The organism is Burkholderia sp. SRS-W-2-2016, from assembly GCF_001931485.1.
In the GTDB taxonomy this organism is placed as follows: domain Bacteria; phylum Pseudomonadota; class Gammaproteobacteria; order Burkholderiales; family Burkholderiaceae; genus Paraburkholderia.
Genome location: NZ_MSDV01000074.1, coordinates 131,131 through 145,441, shown reverse-complemented (window position 1 = coordinate 145,441; position 14,311 = coordinate 131,131). Strand labels below are relative to the sequence as shown.

Below are 14,311 nucleotides of genomic sequence, written 5' to 3'. Positions count from 1 at the left end.
TCGCCCAGCACCACAGACAAAGATGGTGGGTCTGGATGGATTCGAACCATCGACCCCCGCCTTATCAAGACGGTGCTCTAACCGACTGAGCTACAGACCCCTGAGTCTGCCTGTTACTGTCCTACATACAGCCGATAAGCGTGAGCACTTGAAGTGCTTCCTGCAAAGCTCTGGAAAGGAGGTGATCCAGCCGCACCTTCCGATACGGCTACCTTGTTACGACTTCACCCCAGTCATGAATCCTACCGTGGTGACCGTCCTCCTTGCGGTTAGACTAGCCACTTCTGGTAAAACCCACTCCCATGGTGTGACGGGCGGTGTGTACAAGACCCGGGAACGTATTCACCGCGGCATGCTGATCCGCGATTACTAGCGATTCCAGCTTCACGCACTCGAGTTGCAGAGTGCGATCCGGACTACGATCGGTTTTCTGGGATTGGCTCCACCTCGCGGCTTGGCAACCCTCTGTTCCGACCATTGTATGACGTGTGAAGCCCTACCCATAAGGGCCATGAGGACTTGACGTCATCCCCACCTTCCTCCGGTTTGTCACCGGCAGTCTCCCTGGAGTGCTCTTGCGTAGCAACTAGGGACAAGGGTTGCGCTCGTTGCGGGACTTAACCCAACATCTCACGACACGAGCTGACGACAGCCATGCAGCACCTGTGTTATGGCTCCCTTTCGGGCACTCCCACCTCTCGGCAGGATTCCATACATGTCAAGGGTAGGTAAGGTTTTTCGCGTTGCATCGAATTAATCCACATCATCCACCGCTTGTGCGGGTCCCCGTCAATTCCTTTGAGTTTTAATCTTGCGACCGTACTCCCCAGGCGGTCAACTTCACGCGTTAGCTACGTTACCAAGCCAATGAAGGCCCGACAACCAGTTGACATCGTTTAGGGCGTGGACTACCAGGGTATCTAATCCTGTTTGCTCCCCACGCTTTCGTGCATGAGCGTCAGTATTGACCCAGGGGGCTGCCTTCGCCATCGGTATTCCTCCACATCTCTACGCATTTCACTGCTACACGTGGAATTCTACCCCCCTCTGCCATACTCGAGCGATGCAGTCACCAATGCAGTTCCCAGGTTAAGCCCGGGGATTTCACATCGGTCTTACATCACCGCCTGCGCACGCTTTACGCCCAGTAATTCCGATTAACGCTCGCACCCTACGTATTACCGCGGCTGCTGGCACGTAGTTAGCCGGTGCTTATTCTTCCGGTACCGTCATCCTCCAGAGGTATTAACCCCGAAGTTTTCTTTCCGGACAAAAGTGCTTTACAACCCGAAGGCCTTCTTCACACACGCGGCATTGCTGGATCAGGCTTGCGCCCATTGTCCAAAATTCCCCACTGCTGCCTCCCGTAGGAGTCTGGGCCGTGTCTCAGTCCCAGTGTGGCTGGTCGTCCTCTCAGACCAGCTACAGATCGTCGGCTTGGTAGGCCTTTACCCCACCAACTACCTAATCTGCCATCGGCCGCCCCTTGAGCGCGAGGTCCGAAGATCCCCCGCTTTCCTCCATAGAGCGTATGCGGTATTAATCCGGCTTTCGCCGGGCTATCCCCCACTCCAGGACACGTTCCGATGTATTACTCACCCGTTCGCCACTCGCCACCAGGTGCAAGCACCCGTGCTGCCGTTCGACTTGCATGTGTAAGGCATGCCGCCAGCGTTCAATCTGAGCCAGGATCAAACTCTTCAGTTCAAACCTGTTACTGTTTTCGGTCTCTTTCGAGACCGGTCGCTCACTCAACGTACTGACGATGATTAATCCGTCTTTCGACAGACAAACCTTCCTCTAATACTGTGTGAGGCTTTTGATACTTTTGCTATACAGCAGACTCCGAAGAATCCACCGCCGCATTCCGCATCAAGTGCCCACACTTATCGGCTGTTAATTTTTAAAGATCGATTCGCTCAACTCGCTGCGCCTTTACTGCCTGAACTACCCGGCACTGCTTCGTTTTGCGTCGCTGCGTCATCAGCGAAGAAGCGAGATTATGGAGATCCGAAGACACTCCGTCAACACCCTTTTCGCAATTATTTTAAAAAAATTGCGGAGCACAAAAAATAGGCAATTCGCCACCACCTCGCAATTAGTTAGGGATCCGATGCGACTGGGCGCATTTCCGCGAACCACCAAGGCTCGACAAACATCGGAAGAAAGAAGCGCGGCCGAACTCGAATGGTTCGCGCCGGGCGAATGCCGAGCTTCTCACTTGAAGAACCCCTGCCGCGCAACCCAGGCGCGCCAGGAATCAGATAAGAGGAATGAAGAGCACGCCGACTGGAAGCTTTTCCACAGAAAATGTTCGCAAGCCTGTGGATAACCGCACCAAAACTGCGCCAAGTACTTGATGCAAAACCATTCTTTCGCATTGCGCGTAAAGCGCGACCGCGCCTGCGGTTGCGCGTCGAGCGGAGAATCAGAGCGACTTCATCGTCACGCGCGCATTCGTACGCATAAAAGCACTGCGCTCGACCAGCGCGCCGAACAGCAGCCCGATCGTCGTCCACATGATCAACTGCATGCCGATCGCCGCCACGCGGAATTTCCACAGCAGCACCGCCGGGAACGCGGCAGGCACTTCATCGACGACCGGCATCGACAGTTGCACGGCCGCGATGATCGCGACGAACACCAGTCCCGCGACGATCGAGCCGTTCCACGCGCCGAACTTCGCCACCGCGCGCCGGCGTACTTTCAGCGAAAACACCAGCGTCGCGAGTGAAATCGCAATCATCAGAAAGAACAGGCCGGTACGCGTGCCGATCGTCTCCGGGTCGCCGACCGACGGCGGATTGGCCGGATACTTGAGATTCGGCACGATCACGAGCGCGATGAACGCGCCGGCTGCGAGCCACGCGGACAACGCGCGCACGCTCAGCGCACCCACGCGTCCATAGGCATACGCGAACACCAGCGAGAACAGTCCGCCGAACGCCGCGCCATAAGTGACCACGCCGGTCAACAGGCCGAGCCCCGCCTGGGTCTCGCGGCTCACGAGTTCGGGTTCGTGTTCGTGCTCTTCGCCGTGCGCGGCGGCCGCTTTTTCTTCGAGAGAGATGGCCTGATCGACCTGCGGCTCGCCGGCGATTCGCGCGAACGCGAACGTGAGCAGGCCCGCGACGATGCCCGCGAGCATCCCGCGTACTAATAACTTACCTACCATGATGAACTCCGTTAGTGGCAGGGAAAGCCGAGCAGATGGCGGCCGTCGTGCACGAACTCATGCACGTACATACCGGGCACCAGCGACGTGGCGCCCTGTTCCGCACCAACGAAGTACAGCGCGAGCAATAGCAGCAAACCGCCGAACACTACCCAGGGCAGCAGCTCGCGCAGAGGAATGGGAGTGGGCTGAGCCGCCGGTTGTGCGGCGGAATCGAAAACAGCTTGAGTCATCACGGACATCTCCTGGGGTAACGCGCCCCGATAGTCGATTGCAGAGGAATGTTGCGAAGTTCAGGTCTGGCTTTCGGCTCTTATAGATGCATTGCCGATTACAGTGGCGCGACCGCGCCGGGTTCTCACCGGCTTCCGCGCTTCGCAAGGCGACTATTCTACGCGCTAAACTTCGGCCTTCGTGAACGCCCGTAGCGGGTCTCGCGGCGTCGTACGCGTGCTTGAACACGGGCGCGGCGGCCGCGTAAAAGCGCATAGGCACTCATAAGGCACTCGATGGATACGCGACTGTTACTGGTGAGCCATGCGGCGACGGTCGCGCAGCGCGCGGGCCGCTTCCCCGCCGACGAGCCGCTCGAAGCCCGGGACCGTGCCGCAGCCGAGGCCGCGCGCGCAGTTCTCGCGCGGCGCGCCGATCTCGGCGGCGCCACTGCATTCACCAGCCCGGCCGCCTGCGCACGCGATACGGTCGCCGCGCTCGGCCTCACGGCCACACCTGTCGATGCATTGGCGGACGTCGACTACGGCGAGTGGCGCGGCCAGCGTCTCGCCGACATCGCGCAGCAGGCAGCCGATGCGCTGGCCGCATGGACACGCGACCCCGCGGCCGCGCCGCCCGGCGGCGAATCGTTTATTCAGCTGGTGCAACGGATTGGGCAATGGCTCGACGCGCTCGGGCGGCATGCGGAGCCGAAGGCAGCGCCAGAGGCAGAGCCGGAATCGGCACCCACCGCACACGCCGTACTCCGACCGTCCACACACCACGCCGCGCAATCGGCTCGAACCGTTATCGCCGTTACGCACGCGCCGCTCATGCGCGCCGCCATCGTTTATGCGCTCGGCGCTGCGCCGGAGGTGTTTCCCCGCATCGAGATCGCGCCGCTGTCGGTGATCGAGTTGCGCTCGTCGCGGCGCGGCTGGACCTGGTGGCCGGCTACCGCTCTTTAAAGACTGCCCGCGCTACTCCCGCCTCGACGCCCACGCCGCCAGCGTCGTCGGCTTGATCGCGACGCACGGTCCTTTCGCGCCCACCCGGAGGTGTCGCTGTTCCAGCGAACACCGACAAAAACTGCCCATCCCCCCTAGCGCCCCGACACCACCAGCCGCAATTGATTAGCCCCCTGCGGCGCCAACGTGATCTCGGTGCGCTGCCCCTTCCCACCTAGATAGAAGTGCTGGCGTCCCGGCGAGTTCTGATCGTGCGTCGCGTCGGGCAGACACGCGGCGATATCGGCGGCGACCGCCTCCAGCGCTTCCGCGTTCGCCCCCGCCGCCTGATGCGGCGTCCACGTGCACTGAAAACTGCGATGCGCGGCCGAGCATTGCGCGTCGTCGCCATAAGGTTGCGCGACGCCTTTGCCGTCGTCGGGGGTCAGCGATGCGAAGCCGGCGGGCGCGGCGGCCACGATCCGCTTGAGCGCGGCGCAAGGCCGGGGACTATCGTCGGCGGATGCGCCGCACGGCAGCAGCGCAACTAGCGATGCGGCGCTCAGCGCGATGGCGGACAGTCGATAGGGTTTCATAGCAGGCGTGCAGTTCGGCAGGTTCGGTGAAAGGAGAGCGGCAATAACAGCCACAGTCCGGCGCAACACACAAAGCACCAGCAGGCATCTCCCCGGACCTCGCATCCCAAAGCACGCGTCATGCCCATAAACGAGGCCACACCCTGCCGCACCGGGCCCCTAGCGCCCACCGTCGAGCCGAGCCGAGCGAAGCCGAGCCGAGCGAAGCCGAGCCGAGCGAAGCCAAGCCAAGCCAAGCCGAGCCGAGCCGAGCCGAGCCGAGCCGAGCCGAGCCGAGCCGAGCCAAGCCAAGCCAAGCCAAGCCAAGCCGGCAACCTTCACCACGCCCCCCCAAGGCACGCAAATTGCGTCGCGCCTTACCGCCCCCGACCTCGCCACCGCCCCAACCCGACGCATCGAACGCCACCGCCGACACCAACTCTACCCATCATGTCGACCACACCCGCCACCTCCACCCCCGCCCGTCTTGCCTCGGGCATCGAAGGCATCGACGACATCCTCGGCGGCGGCCTCACGCCGAACCGCATGTATCTCGTCGAAGGCGCGCCGGGCACAGGTAAAACCACCCTGGCATTGCAATTCTTACTCCAGGGTCTCGAAGCGGGGCAATCCGGCCTCTACATCGCGCTGTCCGAAACCCGCGAGGAACTGCTCGCGATCGGCGCGAGCCACGGCTGGGATCTGAGCCGCTTCACGATCCTCGAGCAGTTGCCCGAAGAGGGACTCGAGCCGCAATACGAGCAAAGCGTGCTGCACCCGGCCGAAGTCGAACTCGGCGAAAGCGTGCGCAACGTGATCCAGCACGTCGACGAACTGAAGCCCGCGCGCATCGTGCTCGACAGCCTGTCCGAGTTGCGTCTGCTGGCCGAGAACCCGCTGCGCTACCGCCGCCAGATCCTCGCGCTGAAGCGGCATTTCTCGACCCGCGAATGCACGGTGCTGCTGCTCGACGACACCTCGTCGGTCGCCAGCGGCATCCAGCTGCACAGCATCGTGCACGGCGTGATCAGCCTCGATAACGTCTCCCACGATTACGGCGGCAACCGCCGTCGCGTGCGCATCGCGAAGATGCGCGGGATCAAGTTCCGCGAGGGCTATCACGACTTCACGCTCAGTACCGGTGGCCTGCGCGTGTATCCGCGTCTCGTCGCGGCCGAGCATCACCGGCGCTTCGACACGCAACCGCTCAGCACCGGCACGCCGGGGCTCGACGCGCTGCTCGGCGGCGGCCTGATTCCCGGCACCAATGCGCTGGTCATCGGCCCGTCGGGGGTCGGCAAGACGACCACCGTGGTGTCGTGTCTGATCGCCGCGCTCGCACGCGGCGAACGCTGCGCGTACTACGTATTCGACGAGACGCTCGGCACCCTGATCACCCGCTGCGCGACGCTCGGCATGGACCTCGCGCCGTATGTCGACAGCGGTCTTCTGACGTTGCGCCAGATCGATCCGGCGGAAATCTCGCCGGGCGAGCTGTCGAGCGACGTGCGCAACGCGGTCGAGAACGAGCACGTGCGCTATGTCGCGATCGACAGCCTCAACGCGTATCTGCAGGCGATGCCCGGCGAGCGCTTCCTGCTGCTGCACATGCACGAGATGCTCGGCTACCTGAACCAGCAGGGCGTGGTCACGATGCTGGTGCTCGGCCAGCACGGGATCATCGGCGAAGTGCAGACCGAGGTCGACATCAGCTATCTGAGCGACGTGGTCGTGCTGTTCCGCTATTTCGAGCATCACGGCGAAGTACTGACCGCGGTGACCGCGGTGAAGAGCCGCGCGAACGACCATGAACGCACGATCCGCCAGTTCCGTCTCGGCCGCGAAGGGGTCGAGGTCGGCGAAGCGCTGCGTGACTTCGAGGGCGTGCTGTCGGGTCTGCCGTCGTATCGCGGCGCGACCGCGATGCTCGGCGCGAGCGGCAATCTGATCGATACCACCGGACACTGAACAATGGAGCAGCGTGTCCTCATCCTCGCGCCGTTCGGCCGCGACGCCGACGTGATCGCCGCGGTCCTGCACAACGACGCCCGCGCCTGCGTCAGTTGCGACAGCGCCGACGCGCTCGCCACCGAACTCGACGTCGGCGCGGGCACCGCGCTGCTGACCGAGGAAGCGCTCGCGAACGGCCACGCGACGGGCCTGTTCGCATGGCTCGAGCGGCAACCCGCGTGGTCCGACTTCCCGTTCATCCTGCTGGCCGCGCGCAGCATCGGCCGCCGCTCGGCGCGCGGGCTCGAGATGCTGGAGCGGCTCGGCAACGTGGTGGTGCTCGAACGCCCGCTCAATTCGGAGACGTTGCGGCGCGCGGTCGGCTCGTCGCTGCGGGCGCGCGGCCGGCAGTACGAATCGCGCCGCCTGCTCGCCGAACGGATCGCCGCGCAGGACGCGCTGGAGCAATTGAACGATTCGCTGGAAAGCCGCATCGCCGCGCGCACGCACGAACTCGCGTCGGCCAACGATCGTCTGATGGCCGAGATCCACGAACGCGCAAAGGTCCAGGCGGTGCTGGTGCAAGCGCAGAAGATGGAAGCGCTCGGCCAGCTCACCGGCGGCATCGCGCACGACTTCAACAATCTGTTGAACGTGATCATGGTGAACGCCGAGCTGATCTCGCGGGTGAGCAACGACGAGCGCCTGCGCGCAATGGCCGCCTCCGTCAAACGCGCGACCGAACGCGGTGCGAAACTGACCGGCCAGCTGCTGACCTTCTCGCGCAACAGCAACCCGAATCTGCAGGCGCTCGACGTGGTCGCGCTGCTGCAGAACATGCGCGACATCATCGCGGTCTCGCTCGGCTCCGGGATCCGCTACGACAACGCGTTCGAGCGCGGCGAAATGTGGACCCGCGCCGATGCGAACCAGCTCGAACTCGCGGTGCTCAATCTGGCCATCAACGCGCGCGACGCGATGCCGGCCGGCGGCAGCCTCGAGATTCGCGTGAGCAGCCACGACGCCCCCGACGAAACCCTGAACGCCGGCCGCTACGTGGTGATCGACGTGGTCGATAGCGGCACCGGCATTCCGGCCGCGGTGATGTCGCGGGTCTTCGATCCATTCTTCACGACCAAGCCGGTCGGCAAGGGCACCGGGCTCGGTCTGAGTCAGGTGTACGGGATCGCGCGCCAGGCCGGCGGCGCCGCGCGCATCTTCAGCGAGGAAGGCACCGGCACCACGGTGCAGATCTGGCTGCCGTGGCGCGAGCGGGTGGCCGCGCGCAACGAGGCGGAGGCCGACGCCGAAGCGAACGCGACCAGCGACAAGCGCGTGCTGGTGGTGGAAGACGACAGCGAAGTGCGCGCGATGCTGGTCGAATCGCTGCGCATGCTCGGCTACACGGTGACCGAGGCCGCCGACGGCCAGACCGGCCTGGACCGCCTCGCCGACGACCGCCCCGATCTGCTGATGGTCGACTTCGCGATGCCGGGGATGAACGGGCTCGACGTGATCGCCGCGGCGCGCAAGCAGCGCGCCGATCTGCCGGTGATCCTCGCGACCGGTTACGCGGACGTCGACATTACCGGCGTCGCGGTCAAGCACTGCACGATCCTGCGCAAGCCATTTCAGCTCGACGAGCTGGCGCGCACGGTGCGGCTCGGGCTGGCCGCGTAACTCCCCGCTCGCCGGCCTTTGTTGCGCCGGCTTGACACCACTGTCGCTTTCTTGCCGCAGACTCACGTGATCCGGCATTAATTTCCAATTCAATAGCTTGCTAACGAATCGTTTGGAAATACAATACCGGCCATGTCGAATCTCGATGCCCTGCGTCTCACCGTGAGCAGCACGCTGGTCGTGGCCGCCAGAAAATGGCGCCGCACGAGTCATGGCGTACTGGCCACGTTCAACGTGTCGGAAGCGTGCGCAACGCCGCTGCTGACCGCGAGCCGGCTCGGCTCCGCGGTGCGTCAGGTGACGCTCGCCGATCACATCGGAATCGAGGGGCCGTCGCTGGTGCGCCTGCTCGATCAGCTGTGCGCGGCCGGCCTGATGCGCCGCGACGAAGACCCCGCCGACCGCCGCGCGAAAACCGTCGCGCTCACCGACGAAGGCCGCGCCGTCACCGCGAAGATGGAAGAGGAACTGGTGACGCTGCGCGCGCAGGCACTCAAGGGCGTGTCGCGCGACGATCTCGAAGCCGCGCTGCGCGTGCTCGATGCGTTCACCGTCGATACCGCCGAGCACGTCGCCGCCCCACCCGCGGGCTCCTCGGGCTCCGCGAGTTCAGCAAGTTCCGCAGGCGCAGCGAACGCCCCGGTCAAACCCCGCAAGTCCACCAAACGCCGCGCGCGCGCCGCCGCGCCGCATCACGCCGAGTCCGCGTAACGGTTTATGGTCTATCCCTCCCTCCGCGACTGGCTGTTCTCGGTCAAGACTTTTGCCGCGGCCATGCTCGCGCTCTACATCGGTCTCGCGTTTGAATTGCCGCGGCCGTACTGGGCGATGGCCACCGTCTACATCGTGTCGAATCCGTTTGTCGGCGCGACCCGCTCGAAGGCGATCTATCGCGCGCTCGGCACCGCGCTCGGCGCGGCCGGCGCGGTGCTGCTGGTGCCGCCGTTCGTCGAATCGCCGTATCTGTTCAGCGTGATCGTCGCGACCTGGGTCGGCACGATGCTGTACTTCGCGATCTCCGACCGCACCGCGCGCAGCTATGTGTTCATGCTGTCCGCGTACACGATGCCGATCATCGCGCTGCCGTCGGTGGGCAATCCGCTCGGCGTGTTCGATCTCGCCGTCAGCCGGACCGAGGAGATCATTCTGGGCATCGTGTGCGCGAGCATCGTCGGTAGCGCGCTGTTTCCGAGCCGGCTCGCGCCGACCATCATCGAGCGCACGGACGCGTGGTTCCGCGACGCCGCGTTCTACGCGACCGAAACGCTGTCGGGCCGCATCGCCAGCGCGGCGATTTCGGGCGCGCGGCAACGGCTCGCCAGCACGATCAACGGTCTCGAACTGCTGCTGAGCCAACTCGCCTACGATCACACCCGCCCCGACATCCTCGCCCGCGCGCACGAGTTGCGCGGCCGCATGCAGTTGCTGCTGCCGATCATGTCGACGCTCGCCGATCCGCTGCTCGCGCTCTATAACAACGGCCCGCAACACTGGCCCGCCGGCCTGCGCGAGCTGATCGACGACGTGATCAAGTGGTTCAATCAGCCGCTGCCGGCGGCGAGCGACGGCTATCACGCGGACGAAACCGCCAACGCGCTGCGCGAGCGCATCGCCGCGATGCGCCCGCCCGCCGAAGCGCTGAAACATTGGGAAGGCGCGCTGCTGTCGAATGCGCTGTGGCGTCTGAAACAGGTGATCGACGTGTGGCAGGACTGCCGCGCGCTGCGCATCATCATCACGCGCGAGGAAGGCTCGTGGCGGCCGCACTTCCGCCATTGGCGGCTCGGCGGCACCGAACGTTTCTACGATCGCGGGATGATGCTGTTCGCGACGGTGTCGGCGGCCGCGGCGGTGGTGTTCGCGTGCGCGCTGTGGATCACCTCGGGCTGGAACGACGGCGCGAGCGCGGTGACGCTCGCGGCGGTCGCGTGCTGCTTCTTCGCCGCGCTCGACGAGCCCGCGCCGCTGGTGTTCCGCTTCTTCGTCGCGACCGCGGTCGCGGTGGTCGCCGCCGGTCTGTATCTGTTCGTCGTGCTGCCGAACGTGCACGACTTCGCGATGCTGGTGATCCTGTTCGCCGCGCCGTTCATTCTGGTCGGCACGCTGATCCCGCGCCCGCAATTCAATATGGTGACGGTGCTGGTCGCGGTGAACACCGCGACCTTCATCAGCATTCAGGATGCGTACGACGCGAACTTCCTGACCTTCCTGAACGCGAACCTCGCGGGTCTGTCCGGGCTGCTGTACGCGTACCTGTGGACCCGCGTCACGCGTCCGTTCGGCGCCGAACTCGCGGCCGCGCGGCTGCTGCGTTCGAGCTGGGCCGACGTCGCGCTGACCGCGTCGGCACAGCCGATCGAAGACCCGCGCAACCTCGCGGCGCGCATGCTCGACCGCCTGATGCAGCTGATTCCGCGGCTCGCCGCGACCGACGACCATCGTCATCCGTCGATCGAAAGCTTCCGCGATCTGCGCATCGCGTTCAACGCGCTCGACCTGCGCCGCCTGACCCGCAAGCTCGGCGGCGAAGCGCCCGCCGCGATCGATCATGTGCTCGATGGAGTACGTACCTACTACGAGAGCTGCGTCGCGCGGCGGCATCGCCAGCCGGTGCCGCAGAGCCTGATGTCGTCGATCGACGCGGCGGTCGCGCGCGTCACCGCGCAAGGCGTGGCCAACGCGGCGGCGCCGACCGAAACCTCGCAGACCTCGGCGCGCCAGCTGCGCGATGCGCTGCACGCGCTGGTCGGCTTGCGTCTTTCGCTGTTTCCGGCGACGCTCACGAAACCCACGCCGACCGAACCGGAGGCCGCCGCGTGATGGAGCTTTATGTCATGGCCCCATTAGTCCGCGCCGGCGCGTACGCGTGCGCCCCCCGTCCACCCTTTTCCAGTTCCCGCGATGCTCGGTGAAATCGATATCTTCGGCGTGTTCGTGCCGTCCGTGCTGGTGCTGATGTTGATCGCCTATCTGATCAACCTCGCGATCCGCACGGTGCTCGACTACACCGGCTTCTACCGCCTCGTCTGGCATCGCTCCATCTTCGATCTCGGCATCTATGTGCTGGTGCTGGGCCTTGTCGTCGTCGTTTCGCACAGACTAATAACGTGAAAAAAACCTGGTTCTCCATCGGGCAGATTCTGCTGACCCTGATCGTCGTCGTGATCGCAGCGCTGGTGCTGTGGAAACTGGTCACCTACTACATGTTCGCGCCGTGGACCCGCGACGGACACGTGCGCGCCGACGTGATCCAGGTCGCGCCGGATATCTCTGGGCTGATCTCGTCGGTCGAAGTCGCGGACAACCAGCAGGTCAAGCAGGGCCAGGTGCTGTTCGTGATCGACCAGGCGCGCTACACGCTCGCGCTGCGGCAGGCCGAGGCGACCGCGCAGCAGCGTCGCGCGACGGTGGATCAGGCCCGCCGCGAATACGCGCGTAACCGCCAGCTCGGCAATCTCGTGGCCGCCGAAATTCTCGAAGAAAGCCGCTCGCGCGTCGAAGCGGGCGAAGCGGCGCTGGCCGACGCGAACGTCGCGATCGACACCGCCAAGCTGAACCTGCAACGCTCGACGATCAAGAGCCCGGTCGACGGCTATCTGAACGACCGCGCGCCGCGCGCCGGCGAATTCGTGTCGGCGGGCCGCGCGGTGGTCGCGGTGGTCGATATGCATTCGTTCCGCGTCGACGGTTACTTCGAGGAAACCAAGCTGCGCGGAATCGACATCGGCCAGCCGGTCGACATCACCGTGATGGGCGAGCCGACGCCGTTGCGCGGTCATGTGCAGAGCATCGTCGCCGGTATCGAAGACCGCGACCGCACGCAGAGCGCCAATCTGCTGCCGAACGTGAACCCGGCGTTCAGCTGGGTGCGTCTTGCGCAACGGATTCCGGTGCGCGTCGCGCTCGATGAAGTGCCGGCCGATTTCCGCCTGATCGCCGGGCGTACCGCGACGGTGTCGGTGCGCGATCTGTCGCCGGTGAGAACGCGCGCGGTGTCGGGCACCGGCCCGGCGTCGGGTGCGGTGGCGGCGTCGGCCGCGCCGGTGGCGCCGGCTTCGGCGCTCGCGTCGGCTCCGGCTGCGCCCGCCGCTTCGGCTGCGGCTTCGGCGGGCAAGTCGCAATGAAATTCGCCCGTACCTTGTCTTCGCTGCCGCGGCTGCCCAAGCTGCCGCTGTTGCCGTTGCTGCCGCTCGCGGTTGCGCTGAGCGGCTGTATCAACGTCGGTCCCGATTACACGCTGCCGAAACAGGCGATGCTCAACGCGCCGCTCGCGAACGGCGCGATCGAAGGCGCCGATCCGGCGCTGACCTCGACGCTCAATCCACCGACTGTCTGGTGGAAGCTCTACGACGATCCGGTGCTCAACAGCCTGGTCGACGAAGCGCTGAAATCGAATACCGACCTGCGGGTCGCGGCCGCGAATCTGTTGCGCTCGCGCGAGGCGCTCGGCGTCGCGCAGGCGCAGGGCGGCTTCTCGGGCGGCGCATCGGCAACCGTCCAACGCGCGCAGGAATCGGCCGAACAGTACCTGCTGTTCGAGAAATTGCCGGTCGCGAATCTCGGCGACTTCGGTCTGAGCGTCTCGTACGAAATCGATGTGTTCGGCAAGCTGCGGCGCGCGGTCGAATCCGCGCAGGCGGACACCGAGGCGGTCGAGGCCGCCGGCGACCTCGCGCGCATCACCGTGGTCGCGGCGGTGGTGCGCTCGTACGTCGAGCAATGCTCGTCGGCCGAGGAACTGCGCATCGCGCAGCAATCGCTGACGCTGCAAAAGCAACGCGTGGACCTGTCGCGCCGGCTGCGCGACGCGGGCCGCGGCAACCAGACCGACGTCACGCGCGGCCAGACCCAGGTCGAGAACCTGAGCGCCGATATTCCGCGCTACACCGCGCGCCGCAAGATCGCGCAATACCAGCTCGCGGCGCTGCTGGCGCGCGCGCCGTCGGATCTGCCGCCGGCCGTGCTCGCATGCGAGCGGCTTCCGCAACTGAAGCAGCCGGTGCCGATCGGCGACGGCGCCGCGCTGCTGCGGCGTCGCCCGGACGTGCGCGAGGCCGAGCGGCAACTGGCGAGTTCGACCGCGCGGATCGGCGTCGCGACCGCCGCGCTGTATCCGAGCATCAGCATCGGCGCATCGGCGGGCTTCACCGGCATTCTCGAAGACATCCCGGACCAGCCGACCGCGCGCTGGGGCTTCGGTCCGCTGCTCACGTGGAACTTCCCGACCAACGGCGCGCGCGGCCGCATCCGCGAAGCCGAAGCGGGAAGCCAGGTCGCGCTCGCGAAGTTCGACGGCGTGGTATTGAAGGCGCTGCGCGAGACCGAGACCAATCTCGCGACCTACGCATCCGACTACGCGCGCGCCGAAGCGCTGCGCGCGGCGCTGAAGTCGGCCGCGCAATCGGCTGATGAAACGCACCGGCTGTATCGCGCGGGACGCGAGTCGTTCATCTCCGATCTCGATGCGACCCGCACGCTGACCGCGGCGAAGGCGCAGCTGTCGGCGGCGGAAGGCCAGGTCGCGGTCGATCAGGTCAACCTGTTCCTGTCGCTCGGCGGCGGCTGGGAGGTTTCGGGGCAGAGTACGCCGGGCGAGACGCCGGCGGCACTGAAAGCGACACCGGCGGCGAAGGCGAAAACGGCGCCGGCGGGGTCCGCCAGGTCGGCTGGTACGGCCTCGCGCCAGGCCGCCGAAACGGCTAAAGCACCCTGAGCGAGAGAGCTTACGATTTATTTTTGATCAGCTTTCTTTTGCCTTTCGTTTCGGGTTA

The 14,311-nt window shown here is 65.2% G+C and carries 11 protein-coding genes, 1 tRNA gene, 1 rRNA gene and 1 riboswitch; of the genes, 8 read left to right on the top strand and 5 right to left on the bottom strand.

Translation table 11 applies throughout. The annotated features are described in order from the left end of the window. Nucleotides 1–23 precede the first annotated feature (23 nt). From BTH42_RS30915 to BTH42_RS30900, 4 genes are all read right to left on the bottom strand, one after another. Nucleotides 24–100: transfer RNA gene (locus tag BTH42_RS30915), tRNA-Ile, on the bottom strand. Between the two features lie 74 nt (nucleotides 101–174). Beyond that, nucleotides 175–1,707 (bottom strand): 16S ribosomal RNA (locus BTH42_RS30910). Nucleotides 1,708–2,428: 721 nt separating this feature from the next. Then, nucleotides 2,429–3,175 (bottom strand): CbtA family protein, encoded by a 747-nt coding sequence (locus tag BTH42_RS30905; protein ID WP_075304978.1) that lies wholly within the window; start codon nucleotides 3,173–3,175, stop codon nucleotides 2,429–2,431. Nucleotides 3,176–3,186: 11 nt separating this feature from the next. Beyond that, nucleotides 3,187–3,408, bottom strand: a complete 222-nt coding sequence (locus BTH42_RS30900; RefSeq protein WP_075304984.1) for a CbtB-domain containing protein — start codon at nucleotides 3,406–3,408, stop codon at nucleotides 3,187–3,189. A gap of 41 nt (nucleotides 3,409–3,449) precedes the next feature. After that, nucleotides 3,450–3,596, bottom strand: a riboswitch (cobalamin riboswitch). An 88-nt stretch (nucleotides 3,597–3,684) separates the two neighbouring features. Between BTH42_RS30900 and BTH42_RS30895 the strand changes: the two genes are divergently transcribed. Then, nucleotides 3,685–4,356 (top strand): histidine phosphatase family protein, encoded by a 672-nt coding sequence (locus BTH42_RS30895; RefSeq protein ID WP_075304977.1) that lies wholly within the window; start codon nucleotides 3,685–3,687, stop codon nucleotides 4,354–4,356. A 134-nt stretch (nucleotides 4,357–4,490) separates the two neighbouring features. On the opposite strand, the gene BTH42_RS30890 is transcribed toward BTH42_RS30895, so the two are convergent. Then, complete coding sequence (locus BTH42_RS30890; protein ID WP_075304976.1) at nucleotides 4,491–4,931, bottom strand: hypothetical protein; 441 nt, start codon at nucleotides 4,929–4,931, stop codon at nucleotides 4,491–4,493. A gap of 429 nt (nucleotides 4,932–5,360) precedes the next feature. Here BTH42_RS30890 and BTH42_RS30880 point away from each other — a divergent pair, with 429 nt between their 5' ends. The 7 genes from BTH42_RS30880 to BTH42_RS30850 all read left to right on the top strand — a co-directional run bounded on the left by BTH42_RS30880 (nucleotide 5,361) and on the right by BTH42_RS30850 (nucleotide 14,253). Further along, nucleotides 5,361–6,878 (top strand): ATPase domain-containing protein, encoded by a 1,518-nt coding sequence (locus BTH42_RS30880; protein WP_075304974.1) that lies wholly within the window; start codon nucleotides 5,361–5,363, stop codon nucleotides 6,876–6,878. Between the two features lie 3 nt (nucleotides 6,879–6,881). Continuing rightward, the gene (locus BTH42_RS30875) at nucleotides 6,882–8,540 is read left to right on the top strand and encodes an ATP-binding protein (protein WP_075304973.1); all 1,659 of its coding nucleotides are present in this window, start codon (nucleotides 6,882–6,884) and stop codon (nucleotides 8,538–8,540) included. A 132-nt stretch (nucleotides 8,541–8,672) separates the two neighbouring features. Further along, nucleotides 8,673–9,251, top strand: a complete 579-nt coding sequence (locus BTH42_RS30870; RefSeq protein ID WP_075304972.1) for a MarR family winged helix-turn-helix transcriptional regulator — start codon at nucleotides 8,673–8,675, stop codon at nucleotides 9,249–9,251. A gap of 6 nt (nucleotides 9,252–9,257) precedes the next feature. Next, entirely contained in the window at nucleotides 9,258–11,360 is a 2,103-nt protein-coding gene (locus tag BTH42_RS30865; protein ID WP_075304971.1) for an FUSC family protein, read from the top strand. A gap of 81 nt (nucleotides 11,361–11,441) precedes the next feature. Further along, nucleotides 11,442–11,651, top strand: a complete 210-nt coding sequence (locus BTH42_RS30860) for a DUF1656 domain-containing protein (RefSeq protein WP_075304970.1) — start codon at nucleotides 11,442–11,444, stop codon at nucleotides 11,649–11,651. Next, on the top strand, nucleotides 11,648–12,664 hold the full coding sequence (locus BTH42_RS30855; RefSeq protein ID WP_075304969.1) for an HlyD family secretion protein: 1,017 nt from the start codon (nucleotides 11,648–11,650) through the stop codon (nucleotides 12,662–12,664). The genes BTH42_RS30860 and BTH42_RS30855 overlap by 4 nt, the downstream gene beginning before the upstream one ends. Then, nucleotides 12,661–14,253: an efflux transporter outer membrane subunit gene (locus BTH42_RS30850; RefSeq protein WP_075304968.1), complete on the top strand. Its 1,593-nt coding sequence runs from the start codon at nucleotides 12,661–12,663 to the stop codon at nucleotides 14,251–14,253. The genes BTH42_RS30855 and BTH42_RS30850 overlap by 4 nt, the downstream gene beginning before the upstream one ends. Nucleotides 14,254–14,311 lie beyond the last annotated feature (58 nt).